Origin of the sequence: Silvimonas sp. (assembly GCF_031291215.1) — a bacterium.
Lineage (GTDB): Bacteria > Pseudomonadota > Gammaproteobacteria > Burkholderiales > Chitinibacteraceae > Silvimonas > Silvimonas soli.
The window spans coordinates 1-13,864 of record NZ_JARLJK010000059.1; the positions used below are offsets into that span (position 1 = coordinate 1).

27 protein-coding genes and 1 pseudogene are annotated in these 13,864 nt (G+C 54.2%); all 28 read left to right on the forward strand.

The features are described from left to right. Window positions 1–211: pseudogene (tuf, locus tag P4L78_RS04535) on the forward strand (elongation factor Tu); the annotation flags it as partial. 9 nt (window positions 212–220) lie between these two features. After that, entirely contained in the window at window positions 221–532 is a 312-nt protein-coding gene (rpsJ, locus tag P4L78_RS04540; RefSeq protein WP_053939980.1) for a 30S ribosomal protein S10, read from the forward strand. 222 nt (window positions 533–754) lie between these two features. Then, window positions 755–1,399, forward strand: a complete 645-nt coding sequence (gene rplC / locus P4L78_RS04545; RefSeq protein ID WP_283148202.1) for a 50S ribosomal protein L3 — start codon at window positions 755–757, stop codon at window positions 1,397–1,399. Next, a complete protein-coding gene (gene rplD, locus P4L78_RS04550; RefSeq protein WP_283148203.1) occupies window positions 1,399–2,019 on the forward strand; it encodes a 50S ribosomal protein L4 in 621 nt (206 codons plus the stop codon). Before rplC ends, rplD begins: the two co-directional genes overlap by 1 nt. Then, the gene (gene rplW / locus P4L78_RS04555; protein ID WP_283148204.1) at window positions 2,016–2,321 is read left to right on the forward strand and encodes a 50S ribosomal protein L23; all 306 of its coding nucleotides are present in this window, start codon (window positions 2,016–2,018) and stop codon (window positions 2,319–2,321) included. Before rplD ends, rplW begins: the two co-directional genes overlap by 4 nt. A 13-nt stretch (window positions 2,322–2,334) precedes the next feature. Further along, entirely contained in the window at window positions 2,335–3,168 is an 834-nt protein-coding gene (gene rplB / locus P4L78_RS04560) for a 50S ribosomal protein L2 (RefSeq protein ID WP_283148205.1), read from the forward strand. A 6-nt stretch (window positions 3,169–3,174) separates the two neighbouring features. Further along, window positions 3,175–3,450, forward strand: a complete 276-nt coding sequence (gene rpsS, locus P4L78_RS04565) for a 30S ribosomal protein S19 (protein WP_084088501.1) — start codon at window positions 3,175–3,177, stop codon at window positions 3,448–3,450. Window positions 3,451–3,459: 9 nt separating this feature from the next. Then, on the forward strand, window positions 3,460–3,789 hold the full coding sequence (gene rplV / locus P4L78_RS04570; RefSeq protein WP_283148206.1) for a 50S ribosomal protein L22: 330 nt from the start codon (window positions 3,460–3,462) through the stop codon (window positions 3,787–3,789). A 9-nt stretch (window positions 3,790–3,798) separates the two neighbouring features. Beyond that, entirely contained in the window at window positions 3,799–4,503 is a 705-nt protein-coding gene (gene rpsC, locus P4L78_RS04575; protein ID WP_283148207.1) for a 30S ribosomal protein S3, read from the forward strand. After that, entirely contained in the window at window positions 4,487–4,903 is a 417-nt protein-coding gene (rplP, locus tag P4L78_RS04580; protein ID WP_184100438.1) for a 50S ribosomal protein L16, read from the forward strand. The genes rpsC and rplP overlap by 17 nt, the downstream gene beginning before the upstream one ends. Beyond that, a complete protein-coding gene (gene rpmC / locus P4L78_RS04585) occupies window positions 4,903–5,091 on the forward strand; it encodes a 50S ribosomal protein L29 (protein ID WP_283151449.1) in 189 nt (62 codons plus the stop codon). Before rplP ends, rpmC begins: the two co-directional genes overlap by 1 nt. Before the next feature lies 1 nt (window position 5,092). Continuing rightward, a complete protein-coding gene (gene rpsQ, locus P4L78_RS04590) occupies window positions 5,093–5,356 on the forward strand; it encodes a 30S ribosomal protein S17 (protein ID WP_283148208.1) in 264 nt (87 codons plus the stop codon). A 236-nt stretch (window positions 5,357–5,592) separates the two neighbouring features. Next, window positions 5,593–5,961 (forward strand): 50S ribosomal protein L14, encoded by a 369-nt coding sequence (rplN, locus tag P4L78_RS04595; RefSeq protein WP_283148209.1) that lies wholly within the window; start codon window positions 5,593–5,595, stop codon window positions 5,959–5,961. 11 nt (window positions 5,962–5,972) lie between these two features. Continuing rightward, window positions 5,973–6,293, forward strand: a complete 321-nt coding sequence (gene rplX / locus P4L78_RS04600; RefSeq protein ID WP_283148210.1) for a 50S ribosomal protein L24 — start codon at window positions 5,973–5,975, stop codon at window positions 6,291–6,293. An 11-nt stretch (window positions 6,294–6,304) separates the two neighbouring features. After that, window positions 6,305–6,844 carry a 50S ribosomal protein L5 gene (rplE, locus tag P4L78_RS04605; protein WP_283148211.1) on the forward strand — a complete coding sequence of 180 codons (540 nt, stop codon included), beginning with the start codon at window positions 6,305–6,307 and terminating at the stop codon, window positions 6,842–6,844. A gap of 10 nt (window positions 6,845–6,854) precedes the next feature. Then, on the forward strand, window positions 6,855–7,160 hold the full coding sequence (gene rpsN / locus P4L78_RS04610) for a 30S ribosomal protein S14 (protein ID WP_283148212.1): 306 nt from the start codon (window positions 6,855–6,857) through the stop codon (window positions 7,158–7,160). A 19-nt stretch (window positions 7,161–7,179) separates the two neighbouring features. Next, on the forward strand, window positions 7,180–7,572 hold the full coding sequence (gene rpsH / locus P4L78_RS04615; protein ID WP_283148213.1) for a 30S ribosomal protein S8: 393 nt from the start codon (window positions 7,180–7,182) through the stop codon (window positions 7,570–7,572). A gap of 12 nt (window positions 7,573–7,584) precedes the next feature. Beyond that, the gene (gene rplF / locus P4L78_RS04620) at window positions 7,585–8,118 is read left to right on the forward strand and encodes a 50S ribosomal protein L6 (RefSeq protein ID WP_283148214.1); all 534 of its coding nucleotides are present in this window, start codon (window positions 7,585–7,587) and stop codon (window positions 8,116–8,118) included. Between the two features lie 13 nt (window positions 8,119–8,131). Beyond that, window positions 8,132–8,485: a 50S ribosomal protein L18 gene (gene rplR / locus P4L78_RS04625; protein ID WP_283148215.1), complete on the forward strand. Its 354-nt coding sequence runs from the start codon at window positions 8,132–8,134 to the stop codon at window positions 8,483–8,485. Between the two features lie 19 nt (window positions 8,486–8,504). Beyond that, window positions 8,505–9,020 (forward strand): 30S ribosomal protein S5, encoded by a 516-nt coding sequence (gene rpsE / locus P4L78_RS04630; RefSeq protein WP_283148216.1) that lies wholly within the window; start codon window positions 8,505–8,507, stop codon window positions 9,018–9,020. Further along, a complete protein-coding gene (rpmD, locus tag P4L78_RS04635) occupies window positions 9,017–9,202 on the forward strand; it encodes a 50S ribosomal protein L30 (RefSeq protein WP_283148217.1) in 186 nt (61 codons plus the stop codon). The genes rpsE and rpmD overlap by 4 nt, the downstream gene beginning before the upstream one ends. Further along, window positions 9,203–9,637, forward strand: a complete 435-nt coding sequence (gene rplO, locus P4L78_RS04640; RefSeq protein WP_283148218.1) for a 50S ribosomal protein L15 — start codon at window positions 9,203–9,205, stop codon at window positions 9,635–9,637. Window positions 9,638–9,655: 18 nt separating this feature from the next. After that, entirely contained in the window at window positions 9,656–10,966 is a 1,311-nt protein-coding gene (secY, locus tag P4L78_RS04645; RefSeq protein ID WP_283148219.1) for a preprotein translocase subunit SecY, read from the forward strand. A gap of 270 nt (window positions 10,967–11,236) precedes the next feature. Next, window positions 11,237–11,350, forward strand: coding sequence for a 50S ribosomal protein L36 (rpmJ, locus tag P4L78_RS04650; RefSeq protein WP_018748524.1), 114 nt, complete (start codon window positions 11,237–11,239; stop codon window positions 11,348–11,350). 58 nt (window positions 11,351–11,408) lie between these two features. Then, window positions 11,409–11,771 (forward strand): 30S ribosomal protein S13, encoded by a 363-nt coding sequence (gene rpsM, locus P4L78_RS04655; RefSeq protein WP_283148220.1) that lies wholly within the window; start codon window positions 11,409–11,411, stop codon window positions 11,769–11,771. A 29-nt stretch (window positions 11,772–11,800) separates the two neighbouring features. Beyond that, window positions 11,801–12,193 carry a 30S ribosomal protein S11 gene (rpsK, locus tag P4L78_RS04660; RefSeq protein ID WP_053939957.1) on the forward strand — a complete coding sequence of 131 codons (393 nt, stop codon included), beginning with the start codon at window positions 11,801–11,803 and terminating at the stop codon, window positions 12,191–12,193. Between the two features lie 14 nt (window positions 12,194–12,207). Further along, the gene (gene rpsD / locus P4L78_RS04665) at window positions 12,208–12,828 is read left to right on the forward strand and encodes a 30S ribosomal protein S4 (RefSeq protein ID WP_283148221.1); all 621 of its coding nucleotides are present in this window, start codon (window positions 12,208–12,210) and stop codon (window positions 12,826–12,828) included. Between the two features lie 36 nt (window positions 12,829–12,864). Next, a complete protein-coding gene (locus P4L78_RS04670; protein WP_283148222.1) occupies window positions 12,865–13,848 on the forward strand; it encodes a DNA-directed RNA polymerase subunit alpha in 984 nt (327 codons plus the stop codon). Window positions 13,849–13,864: the final 16 nt, after the last annotated feature.

Here is a 13,864-nt window from a genome sequence, read left to right on the forward strand (position 1 = left end):
CAACTACCGTCCGCAGTTCTACTTCCGTACTACCGACGTGACTGGCGCGATCAGCCTGCCGGAAGGTACTGAAATGGTGATGCCAGGTGACAACGTGACCATCACTGTTGCCCTGATTGCACCGATCGCTATGGAACAAGGTCTGCGCTTCGCGATCCGCGAAGGTGGCCGTACCGTTGGCGCCGGTGTGGTTGCCAAGGTTCTGGAATAAGGCACTGACATGCAAAACCAAAAAATTCGTATCCGCCTGAAAGCATTCGACTACGCCCTGATCGACCGTTCCGCGCAGGAAATCGTTGATACAGCCAAGCGTACCGGTGCTGTTGTGAAGGGTCCGGTTCCGTTGCCGACGAAAATCGAACGTTTCGACGTTCTGCGTTCGCCGCACGTGAACAAGACTTCGCGCGACCAGTTCGAAATCCGTACTCATCTGCGCCTGATGGATATTGTCGATCCTACCGACAAGACTGTTGACGCACTGATGAAACTGGATCTTCCAGCTGGTGTGGACGTCGAGATCAAGCTGCAATAATGCGGCGCGGGCAGGGCGGAATAACCGCTTTGCCCGCAGCAGGGTCTCACGACCAAATAGAATGAGAGCATGGATTTTGGTTTGAGCGAGCTAAGTGCTTGCAAAGACAGGAAATTTAGTGCTAATATCGCGGGCTTACCGGTTTTTTAACGGTAAGCTCGTTTTTTTTAATTAACGGTTATTTGCCGGTCAATCGAAATCGGCCCTGAAAAGGAAATAACTATGAGCTTAGGTCTCGTCGGACGTAAAGTCGGCATGACCCGTGTCTTTGCTGAGGATGGCGCGTCCATTCCAGTAACGGTGCTGGACATGACTGCTAATCGCGTCACGCAAGTCAAGTCGCCGGAAACTGATGGCTATGCAGCCGTTCAGGTTACTTTCGGTGCAAAGAAGGCCAATCGTGTGAACAAGGCGGAAGCCGGTCACTTTGCCAAAGCAGGCGTTGAAGCTGGTCTGGATCTCGTTGAGTTCCGTGTGCCAGTTGAAAAACTGTCTGATCTGAAGGCGGGTGATGCGCTGTCCGTTGAACTGTTCACTGTTGGTCAATTGGTAGATGTCTCCGGTACTAGCCAGGGTAAGGGCTTCTCCGGTGTTATCAAGCGCCACAACTTCAGTTCCAATCGTGCTACTCACGGTAACTCGCGCTCGCACAATACGCCGGGTTCCATTGGTATGGCGCAAGATCCGGGTCGTGTTTTCCCGGGTAAGCGCATGGCTGGTCAGCTTGGTAACGTCAAGCGTACCGTGCAAAACCTGGAAGTCGTCCGTATCGACGTTGAGCGTCAATTGCTGTTGGTTCGCGGCGCAGTGCCGGGCTCCAAGGGTAATGACGTTGTCGTTCGCCCGAGTGTGAAGGCAGGTGCGTAATGGAACTTAAAGTCATTAATGCAAGTGGCGAGGCGCAAGCTGCCGTCGCCGGCTCTGATGCCCTGTTTGCGCGTGAATTCAACGAAGCGCTGGTTCACCAGGTTGTGACCGCTTACTTCGCGAACGCTCGCAGCGGTAATCGTGCACAGAAAGACCGTGAACAGGTCAATCACTCCACCAAGAAGCCATTCAAGCAAAAGGGCACCGGTCGTGCTCGCGCTGGTATGACTTCCTCGCCTCTGTGGCGTGGTGGTGGTCGTATTTTCCCGAATAGCCCGGACGAAAATTTCAGCCACAAAGTTAACCGCAAGATGTACCGCGCCGGTATCGCGACCATTCTGTCGCAACTGGTTCGTGAAGATCGTCTGGTTATCGTTGACGACATCAAGCTGGACGCACCGAAGACCAAGTCTTTCGTGCAAAAGCTGGAGTCGCTGAAGCTGGAATCCGCGCTGATCATCACGAAGGAACTGGACGAAAACCTGTACCTCGCTTCCCGCAATCTGGCCAATGTGCTGGTGCTGGAGCCGTCGCAGGCCGATCCGGTCAGCCTCGTGCGTTTCAAGAAGGTTGTGCTGACCCGCGATGCGCTGGCTGCCTTCGAGGAGATGTTCGCATGACGCAATTTACTGAAAACCGTCTGCTGCAGGTTCTGCGCGCTCCGGTCGTCTCTGAAAAGTCGACCATGATCGCTGACAAGAATGAGCAGATCGTGTTCCGCGTGTCGGTTGACGCGACCAAGGCTGAGATCAAGGCTGCAGTTGAACTGCTGTTCAAGGTCAAAGTTGAGGCTGTGCAAGTTCTGAACGTGCATGGCAAGGTCAAGCGTCATGGTCGTTTCACTGGTCGTCGTGCCAGCTGGAAGAAGGCTTATATCAGCCTTGCTGCCGGCCAGGAAATCGACCTTGCGGCTGCGCAATAAGGGAGACTGAAAAATGGCATTGGTAAAAGTAAAACCGACGTCTGCCGGTCGCCGCGCAGTAGTGAAGGTTGTTAATCCCGACCTGCACAAAGGTGCGCCATACGCGCCCCTGCTCGAGCCGCAATCCAAGACCGCCGGTCGTAACAACCGTGGTGTTATCACAACCCGTCATAAGGGTGGTGGTCACAAGCAACACTATCGGATCATCGACTTCAAGCGTAACAAGGACGGTATCGTCGCCAAGGTTGAACGCCTTGAATACGATCCGAACCGTACCGCCAATATCGCGCTGCTGTGCTACGCCGATGGCGAACGTCGCTACATCATCGCGCCTAAGGGCGTGAAAGCTGGTGCGACTGTCGTTTCCGGTGCAGATGCTCCGATCAAGGCTGGTAACGCGCTGCCGATCCGCAATATTCCGGTGGGTTCCACCATCCATTGCGTTGAACTGCAGCCTGGTAAGGGTGCTCAGCTGGCTCGTTCGGCTGGTGTTAGTGTTCAATTGCTGGCTCGCGAAGGTGCTTACGCTCAATTGCGTTTGCGCTCTGGCGAAATCCGCAAGGTACACATCGACTGCCGCGCCACCCTGGGTGAAGTTGGTAACGAAGAGCATAGCCTGCGTTCTTACGGTAAAGCTGGTGCCAAACGCTGGTTGGGTATTCGCCCGACCGTTCGTGGTACTGCAATGAACCCGATCGATCACCCACACGGTGGTGGTGAGGGTCGTACTGGTGAAGGTCGTGTGCCGGTTAGCCCATGGGGCCAGCCGACCAAGGGCTACCGTACCCGTAACAACAAACGTACCGATGGCATGCGCGTTCGTCGCCGTCCTGCGAATAAGAGGTAATTGAACATGGCACGTTCTATCAAGAAGGGCCCGTTCGTTGACCTGCACCTGATCAAGAAGATCGAGGCTGCGCGTGGTTCGAACGACAAGCGCCCAATCAAGACCTGGTCGCGTCGTTCTACCGTTCTGCCAGACTTCGTCGGTCTGACGATCGCTGTGCATAACGGCAAGCAACACGTGCCGGTATATGTGAACGAAAACATGGTTGGCCACAAGTTGGGCGAGTTCGCACTCACCCGTACTTTCAAAGGCCATGCCGCCGACAAGAAAGCCAAGCGCTAAGGTGATGACATGCAAGTATCCGCTGTACTGAGCAGTGCTCGCCTCTCCGCCCAAAAGGCACGCCTTGTTGCTGATCTCGTTCGTGGCAAGCCGGTTGAGCAAGCACTTAATATCCTGGCCTTTAGCCCTAAAAAGGGCGCAGTGCTGATCAAGAAAGTACTGGAATCCGCTATCGCCAACGCCGAGCACAATGAAGGCGCCGATATCGATTCACTCAAGGTCGCCACCATTTATGTGGATAAGGGTCCATCCCTCAAGCGTTTTTCCGCTCGTGCCAAAGGCCGCGGCAATCGCATTGAGAAGCAAACCTGCCACATCACGCTGACTGTTGGCGACTAAGGAGCGATTATGGGTCAGAAAATTCATCCGACGGGTTTCCGTCTGGCTGTAACAAAAAACTGGGCTTCGCGCTGGTACGCAAACAGCAAAAACTTCAGCAAGATGCTGACGGAAGATGTTGAAGTCCGCGCATTCCTGAAGAAGAAGCTGGCAAATGCTTCGGTTAGCCGCGTGGTTATCGAGCGTCCGGCCAAGAATGCCAAGATCACTATCCACACTGCACGTCCGGGTGTTGTGATCGGCAAGAAGGGCGAAGACATCGAAGTCCTGAAGGGTCAGCTGCAAGGCATCCTGAAGGTGCCGGTCCATGTGAACATCGAAGAAGTTCGCAAGCCGGAAATCGACGCGCAAATCATCGCTGACAGCATCGCTTCGCAACTTGAAAAGCGTGTGATGTTCCGTCGTGCCATGAAGCGTGCGATGCAGAATGCCATGCGTCTGGGTGCCCAAGGCATCAAGATCATGTCGTCCGGTCGTCTGAATGGTATCGAAATTGCGCGTACCGAATGGTATCGCGAAGGCCGCGTGCCTTTGCATACCCTGCGTGCCGACATTGACTACGCGACTTCGGAAGCGCAGACCACTTACGGCATCATCGGTATCAAAGTTTGGGTCTACAAAGGCGAAGTGAAGCCAGGCGAAAAGGCTGCACAAGAACCGGTAGAAACACGCAAGCGTGAACGTAAGGGGCCTCGCAATGCTGCAGCCAACTAGACTTAAATACCGTAAGGTTCAAAAGGGCCGTAACACTGGTATCGCTACTCGCGGTAACAGTGTTGCGTTCGGCACCTTCGGCCTGAAGGCAATGGGTCGTGGCCGTCTGACCGCGCGTCAGATCGAGTCTGCCCGTCGTGCTATTACCCGTTACATCAAGCGTGGCGGTCGTGTGTGGATCCGTGTGTTCCCGGACAAACCAATCTCGACCAAGCCTGCCGAAGTGCGGATGGGTAACGGTAAGGGTAGCCCGGAATACTGGGTTGCTGAAATTCAACCAGGCAAAGTGCTCTACGAACTGGATGGTGTGGCAGAAGAAATCGCTCGCGAAGCCTTCCGTCTGGCCTCGGCCAAGCTGCCGTTCGCAGTGTCCTTCGTCTCTCGTCAAGTGGGGCAATGATGAAAGCTGCTGAACTTCGTCAAAAATCCGAAGGCGAGCTGAAGAGCGAACTGACTGCGTTGCTGAAAGCGCAGTTCAGTCTGCGTATGCAGCACGCCACCGGCCAGCTGGCAAAAAACACCGAAATCAACCGGGTGCGCAAGGATATTGCGCGCGTTCGTACCATCCTGGCGCAAAAGGCGGCTTAATATGTCTGAAGCTAAACTGAAGCGTACGCTGACTGGCCGTGTAGTCAGCGACAAGATGGACAAGACCGTGACCGTGCTGGTTGAGCATCTGGTGAAACACCCGCTCTATGGCAAGGTTGTGCGTCGGTCCAAGAAATACCACGCGCATGACGAAACCAATCAGTACCACGAAGGCGATCTGGTCACTATCGTTGAGGGCCGTCCCCTCTCGAAGACCAAGGCTTGGGTGGTGACTGAGGTTCTCGAAAAAGCACGTATCGTCTAATGCATGGGGTTCTGGCTTCGCCAGAACTCTAATTTGCATCAGATGGTTGCACGGGCATTGTACTTCGCGTACAATGCCCGTTTTCTCATGTTGTAATGGGTTTGGTGTTTCACCTGATTCGTTGCATCGTTTTCCCCTTACGGGGTCCAAAACTGGCCGCGATTTGCTCGGCTTCGGTCGAGCGCAGTGCTTCGACTTGTCGAGGTTTCGCGGGTTAAGTTGGAGGTTTTTTTCCAATGATTCAAATGCAATCCATGCTGGAGGTTGCAGACAACACTGGTGCGCGCTCGGTTATGTGCATCAAGGTGTTGGGCGGCTCCAAGCGTCGTTACGCGTCTGTTGGCGATATCATCAAGGTCACCATCAAAGATGCGGCCCCGCGTGGTCGTGTCAAGAAGGGTGATGTGTACAACGCCGTGGTAGTTCGTACTGCCAAGGGTGTTCGTCGCGCTGATGGTTCCCTCATCAAGTTTGATGGCAATGCTGCTGTCCTTTTGAACGGCAAGCTTGAGCCGATCGGTACCCGCATCTTCGGGCCAGTTACGCGTGAATTGCGTACTGAGCGCTTCATGAAGATCGTGTCGCTCGCGCCCGAAGTGCTGTAAGGAGAAGCCGCATGAACAAGATTCGCAAGGGTGACGAAGTCATCGTCATCACAGGTAAAGACAAGGGCAAGCGCGGTACCGTGCTGCGCGTGATTCCGGACGAAGATCGTGTTGTCGTTGAAGGCGTGAACGTGGTGAAAAAACACCAAAAGCCTAATCCGATGCGTGGTCAGCAGGGCGGGATTGTCGAAAAGACCATGTCGATTCACGTTTCCAACATCGCTATTTTCAATGCGACGACCGGTAAGGCTGATCGCGTTGGCTTCAAGGCACTCGAAGACGGCAAGAAAGTCCGCTTCTTCAAGTCCAATGGCGAAGTTGTTGGCGCTTAAGGAGAGACACAATGGTCCGTCTGCAAGAGTTTTATAAAGAAACAGTTGTGCCGCAACTGGTAGAACAGTTCGGTTACAAGTCGGTCATGGAAGTGCCGCGCATCGAAAAAATCACCGTGAACATGGGTGTGGGTGAAGCGGTTGCTGACAAGAAAGTGATGGAACACGCCGTAGGCGACATGCAAGCGATCACCGGCCAAAAAGCCGTTGTGACCAAAGCAAAGAAATCCATCGCTGGCTTCAAGATCCGTGACGGCTATCCGGTCGGCTGCAAGGTAACCCTGCGCCGCGAACGTATGTACGAATTCCTGGATCGTCTGGTGTCGGTTGCGCTTCCGCGTGTACGTGACTTCCGTGGCGTGAATGGCAAGTCCTTTGATGGCCGTGGTAACTACAACATGGGCGTTAAAGAACAGATCATTTTCCCGGAAATCGAGTACGACAAGATCGACGCGTTGCGTGGTATGAACATTACCATCACGACAACCGCGAAGACTGACGATGAAGCGCGCGCGCTGCTGGCCGCCTTCAAGTTCCCGTTCAAGAATTGAGGCGAACAACATGGCAAAACTCTCATTGATTAATCGTGAGGAAAAGCGCCGCGCTACCGTCGAGAAGTTCGCAGCCAAGCGTGCTCAGCTGCTGTCGATCATCAACGACCAAAACGCGACCGAAGAAGACCGCTTTGCAGCGCGTCTGAAGTTCCAGCAACTGCCCCGCAACGCCAGCCCTGCTCGCGTTCGCAATCGTTGCTCCTTGACCGGTCGTCCGCGCGGTACTTTCCGCAAGTTCGGTCTGGCTCGTAACAAACTGCGTGAATTGGCCATGAAGGGTGAAATCCCCGGCATGACCAAGGCAAGCTGGTAATCGGGACAGGAGAAGAAATATGGCAATGCATGATCCTATCGCCGATATGCTGACCCGCATCCGTAACGCTCAGCGTGCGGCCAAGGTTTCGGTAACAATGCCGTCTTCCAAGTTGAAGGCTGCAATCGCTCAAGTGCTGAAAGACGAAGGCTATGTCGAGTCTTTCGCAGTTGCTGGCGATATCAAGCGTGAACTGACTATCGAACTCAAGTACTACGCCGGTCGTCCGGTTATCGAGCGCATCGAACGCGTCTCGAAGCCAGGCCTGCGTGTGTACAAGGGCTCGGATAACATTCCGCAAGTAATGAATGGTCTTGGCGTGGCGATTGTTTCCACGTCCAAGGGTGTGATGACCGATCGCAAAGCGCGTGCCAACGGTGTTGGTGGCGAGCTTCTGTGCTTCGTTGCTTAATGAGGTGATGCAATGTCTCGTGTAGCAAAAAATCCGGTCGCTATCCCGTCGGGCGTTGAAGTCAAACTCAGTGCCTCCGAGATCGTGGTCAAGGGTCCGAATGGTTCCCTGGTTCAGGCTTTGACTGGCGACGTCAGTGTAAAGATTGAAGACAATGCAGTCGTGTTTGCCGCGCAAGGCGATGGCAAGAATGCACGTGCAATGTCCGGTACCGTCCGTGCACTGGTGAACAACATGGTGACCGGCGTTTCCAAGGGTTTCGAGCGCAAGCTGAACCTGGTGGGCGTTGGTTATCGTGCTCAGGCTCAAGGCGATTTGCTGAACCTGACTCTGGGTTTCTCTCACCCTGTCGCGCACAAGATGCCGGCTGGTGTGAAGGTGGAAACCCCGACTCAGACCGAAATCGTCCTCAAGGGCGCCGACAAGCAAGTTCTTGGTCAGGTTGCTGCTGAAATCCGCGCTTACCGCGCTCCGGAACCCTATAAGGGCAAGGGCGTGCGTTACTCGGATGAAGTGGTAACGCTTAAAGAAACCAAGAAGAAGTAATCGAGGCTGAATCATGGACAAGAAAGAAACTCGAGTTCGCCGCGCACGTAAAACCCGTGCAAAGATTGCGGAGCTCAAGGTCGTGCGCCTGTCGGTGCATCGCACCAATAGCCACATTTACGCCCAGATCATTGATGAAACGGGCAGCAAAGTGCTTGTTTCTGCGTCTTCTTTGGAAAAAGATGCGCGCGGTGAAATCAAGAACGGCGCCAGCGTTGACGCTGCCGTCGCGATTGGCAAGCGTATTGCAGAAAAGGCCAAGGCTGTCGGTATCCTTAACGTGGCATTTGACCGTTCCGGTTTCAAATACCACGGCCGCGTGAAAGCGCTGGCGGATGCGGCACGCGAAGGCGGTCTGGTCTTCTAATTGAGTTTGGAGTTATCAAATGGCTAGAAACGAATCAGAAGATCGCTCGGACGGCCTTCGTGAAAAGATGGTTGCGGTTAATCGCGTAACCAAGGTCGTGAAGGGTGGTCGTATTCTGGGTTTCGCAGCGCTGACAGTAGTCGGTGATGGCGATGGTGGCGTCGGCATGGGCAAGGGTAAGTCCAAAGAAGTGCCGGTCGCTGTACAAAAGGGTCTGGACGAAGCACGTCGCAAGATGTTCAAGGCGCCGCTGAAGAACGGTACCGTACCGCATGCCGTAATCGGCAAGCACGGTGCAACTACCGTCTTCATGCAACCAGCTCGTGAAGGTACCGGCATTATCGCTGGTGGCCCAATGCGCGCTGTGTTCGAAGTAATGGGCGTTCACAACATTACTGCCAAGTGTCATGGTTCCACGAATCCGTACAACCTGGTTCGCGCAACGCTGGACGGTTTGTCCAAGCTGCACACCGCTTCGGATATCGCTGCCAAGCGCGGCCTGTCCGTAGAAGAAATTCTTGGGGTGGCGGAATGACTGACGGCAAGAAAGTAAAAGTAACGCTGGTCAAGAGCTTGATCGGTCGCCTGGAAAGCCACAAGGCATGCGCCCGTGGTCTGGGTCTGCGCAAGCTCAACAGCAGCTCCGAAGTGATTGATACGCCGGAAAATCGCGGCATGATCAACAAGATCAGCTATCTGCTGAAAGTGGAGGGTTAAATGGAACTGAATAACCTGAAACCCGCAGCTGGCGCGAAACACGCCAAGCGTCGCGTTGGTCGCGGTATTGGCTCCGGTCTGGGTAAAACTGCTGGTCGCGGTCACAAGGGTCAAAAGTCCCGAGCTGGCGGCTTCCACAAGGTGGGTTTTGAAGGCGGTCAAATGCCTTTGCAACGTCGCCTGCCCAAGCGTGGCTTCGTATCGTTGTCCCGCGGTCGCACTGGCGAAGTAAACCTGTCCGCGCTGCAAGCGCTGCCGGTTGCTGAAGTCGATCTGTTGGTTCTCAAGCAAGCTGGTCTGGTTTCTCAGCTTTGCCTGGGTGCCAAGGTCGTGCTGTCGGGCAAGATCGAAAAAGCAGTGACGCTGAAAGGTATCGCTGCAACCAAGGGTGCCCGTGCTGCGATTGAAGCAGCTGGTGGCAGCATCGCTGAGTAATTGCTGAGAGGCTAAAACGTGGCGAATCCCGCTCTGGCTGGTTCTGCAAACAAGTTTGCAGATCTGAAGAAACGGATCTGGTTCATGTTGGGCGCGTTGATTGTGTACCGTATTGGTGCGCATATTCCCGTCCCAGGGATCAATCCGGTCGAGCTGGCTCGGTTGTTCGAGTCCTCGCAAACGGGCCTGTTGAACATGTTTAACATGTTCTCGGGTGGCGCTTTGTCGCGCTTCACCGTGTTTGCCATCGGGATCATGCCTTACATTTCCGCGTCCATCATTTTGCAGTTGGCCGCGGAAGTGTTGCCCCAGTTGAAGCAGCTGAAGAAAGAAGGTGAGGCAGGTCGTCGCAAGATTACGCAGTACACGCGTTATGCGACGGTTCTGCTGGCTACCTTCCAAAGCTTCGGTATTGCTTCTTTGCTGTTGAAGCAACCGAATCTGGTTGTTCTGCCTTATGTGCAATTTGTGCCGTTGACCATCATTACGCTGGTGACCGGTACGATGTTCCTCATGTGGCTGGGCGAGCAGATTACGGAGCGGGGTATAGGCAACGGTATTTCGATTTTGATCTGTGCGGGTATTGCTTCTGGCGTGCCAGCGGCGATCGGCAAGACGCTGACCTTGGCTAACCAGGGTTCGTTGCCGATTTTCCTGGTGCTCGGTTTGTTTGTTGGTGTTGTGTTGTTGACGGCAGCAGTGGTTTTTGTAGAACGCGGGCAACGTAAAGTGCCGGTGAACTACGCCAAGCGCCAAGTCGGCAACCGCATCATGCAAGCGCAAAGCACGCATTTGCCGCTCAAGATCAATATGGCTGGCGTCATCCCGCCGATTTTTGCTTCGTCGATCATTCTGTTTCCAGCCACTGTATTGTCGTGGAGTGGTAACAGTGACCGGTTCTCGTGGCTCAAATCGATTGGTGACATGCTCCATCCGGGGCAACCGCTGTATGTGATTCTGTATGCTGCAGCTATCATTTTCTTCTGCTACTTCTACACGGCGCTGGTTTTCAATCCAAAGGAAACTGCGGATAACCTGAAGAAGAGTGGGGCGATGATTCCGGGCTACCGTCCGGGTGAGCATACCGCGCGGTACATCGAAAAACTGATTTTGAAATTGACGTTGATTGGTGCGCTTTACATCACCGTGATCTGTCTGATTCCGGAGTTCCTGATTCTGAAGTGGAACGTACCGTTCTACTTTGGTGGTACTTCGCTGCTGATTCTGGTTGTGGTGACAATGGATTTCATGGCTCAAATGCAGTCCTACGTCATGTCGCATCAATATGAAAGCTTGCTCAAGAAGGCTAACTTCAAGGGCGGCGCGTAACTGAAGACCGGGATCGGGGTGGTGTGAATAGCATCATCCCGGCCTTGGACGAGATGCCAGACACGACCGCTTGCCGGTTTTGAAAAGCAAACTCGAAAAGGACATGCAGGGTTGGATTGATGTCCTTGGTGTCGGTTGGCTGTATTTACGGTCGGTTTTTCACCAAAAGGGCAGAACAGTAGCTATAATGCCGTTCGCTTTGATTAAGGCCTGCATCGTATTCCGGATCAAACAAGGTCCGGAATTTCATTTTGAAGAAAAGGACAGACCATGAGAGTTCAAGCATCGGTCAAGAAAATTTGCCGCAATTGCAAAATCATCCGTCGCAACCGTGTTGTGCGCGTGATTTGCACCGACCCGCGGCATAAGCAACGCCAAGGCTGATTGAGGCAATCGGCTTTTCGCGTTATAATCGAAAACTTTTTAACCTGGGGTAAGAAGTATGGCCCGTATTGCTGGGGTTAACGTACCCAATCATCAGCATACTGTGATCGGCCTTCAAGCTATCTACGGCATCGGCCGCACCCGCGCATACTTGTTGTGCACGGCCGCCGCGATCGAGCCGACGAAGAAGGTCAAGGATCTCAGCGATGCTGAACTTGATAAACTGCGCGACGAAGTTGGTAAGTACACCGTCGAAGGCGATTTGCGCCGTGAAGTAACGATGAGCATCAAGCGTCTTATGGACCTTGGTTGCTATCGTGGTTTCCGTCACCGCAAAGGTCTGCCGACTCGTGGCCAACGCACGCGTACTAATGCTCGTACTCGCAAGGGTCCGCGCAAAGCTATTGCCGGTAAGAAATAAGGCAGGCTTGGTAACTAAAGGATTTTGTAATGGCTAAAGCAAACACAGTGCGTGTACGGAAGAAAGTCAAAAAGAGCGTGTCTGAAGGCATTGCGCATGTACATGCGTCCTTCAATAACACGATCGTGACCATCACTGATCGCCAAGGGAATGCTCTGTCCTGGGCTACCTCGGGCGGTGCTGGTTTCAAGGGCTCTCGGAAAAGTACACCCTTTGCGGCACAGGTTGCTGCGGAGCACGCTGGTAAAGTTGCCCAGGAATATGGTGTAAAGAACCTTGAAGTTCGTATCAAGGGTCCGGGTCCGGGTCGTGAGTCCGCTGTTCGCGCGCTTAACGCTCTCGGTTTCAAGATAACCAGCATCTCGGATGTGACTCCAGTGCCGCACAACGGCTGCCGTCCACCCAAGAAGCGTCGTATCTAATCCCGGAGTAAGTCATGGCTCGTTATATTGGACCCAAGTGCAAACTTGCACGCCGTGAAGGTACGGATCTTTTCCTGAAGAGCGCTCGCCGCTCTCTCGACAGCAAGTGCAAGCTGGAACAAGCCCCAGGCCAGCACGGCGCTAAGACACCTCGTCTGTCGGACTACGGTGTTCACCTGCGTGAAAAGCAAAAGATCCGTCGTATCTACGGCGTTCTGGAACGTCAGTTCCGTCGTTATTTTGAACAAGCCAGCCGTCGCAAGGGCTCGACAGGTGAAAACCTGCTGCAGATCCTTGAAACGCGTCTGGACAACGTGGTTTACCGCATGGGTTATGCCTCGACTCGTGCAGAAGCCCGTCAGTTGGTTTCCCACAAGGCGATTGTGGTAAACGGTGGCGTAGTCAATATCCCGTCTTACCAGGTGAAAGCCGGCGACGCTGTTAGCGTTCGCGAAAAAGCCAAGAAGCAAGCGCGTGTGCAAGAAGCACTGTCGCTGGCCGAAGGCATCGGTTTCCCGGGTTGGGTGCAGGTTGACTCGAAGAAGATGGAAGGTGTCTTCAAGAGTGCACCGGAGCGTTCCGATCTGTCCAGCGATCTTAACGAATCGTTGGTCGTGGAATTCTACTCCAAGTGATAACCAGCACCGGAAAAGGCTAAGGGATACTGATATATGCAAAACCTCGCTAATGAGTTGCTCAAGCCGCGCATCATCGACGTGCAGGCCCAATCCAGCGCGCAAGCGCGCGTGGTCATGGAGCCGTTCGAGCGCGGTTATGGCCATACGCTCGGTAACGCCCTGCGCCGCATCCTGCTGTCTTCGATGCCGGGTTACGCCCCGACCGAAGTCAAGATCGAAGGTGTCGTTCACGAATACTCCGCGCTCGATGGCGTGCAGGAAGACGTGGTCGACATCCTTCTTAATCTGAAGGGCGTGGTGTTGAAGCTGCACGGTCGTGAGGCCGTGACGCTGACGCTGTCCAAAGACGGCGAAGGTCTGGTTACTGCTGCCGATATCCAGGTGCCGCATGACGTGGAAGTGGTTAATCCCGGTCACGTGATTGCGCATCTCTCGGCTGGTGGCAAGCTGAACATGGAAATCAAGGTTGAAAAGGGTCGTGGCTATCAGCCGGCTCCAGCTCGTCTGGGTCGCGATGATAACCGTACTATCGGCACTATCCAGCTTGATGCCTCGTTCAGTCCGATTCGTCGGGTGAGTTACGCGGTCGAGAGCGCTCGTGTAGAGCAGCGTACCGACCTTGATCGTCTGATTCTCGATATCGAGACCAATGGCGTGTTGACGCCAGAAGATGCTGTCCGCCAAGCGGCGCGTATTCTGGTTGACCAGTTGTCCGTATTTGCGGATCTGGAAGGCACTCCGGTTGAAGAAGAGAAGCCAGCGGCACCGCAGATCGATCCGATCCTGCTGCGCCCTGTGGATGATCTGGAACTCACCGTGCGTTCGGCTAACTGCCTGAAGGCTGAGAATATTTATTACATCGGGGACCTGATCCAGCGCACTGAGACAGAATTGTTGAAGGCGCCGAATCTTGGTCGCAAGTCCTTGAATGAAATCAAGGAAGTGCTGGCGTCCAAGGGCTTGAGCCTGGGCATGCGCCTCGAAAACTGGCCGCCAGTTGGCTTGGAAAAGCCCTGAGCGGTCAACGGAAAGG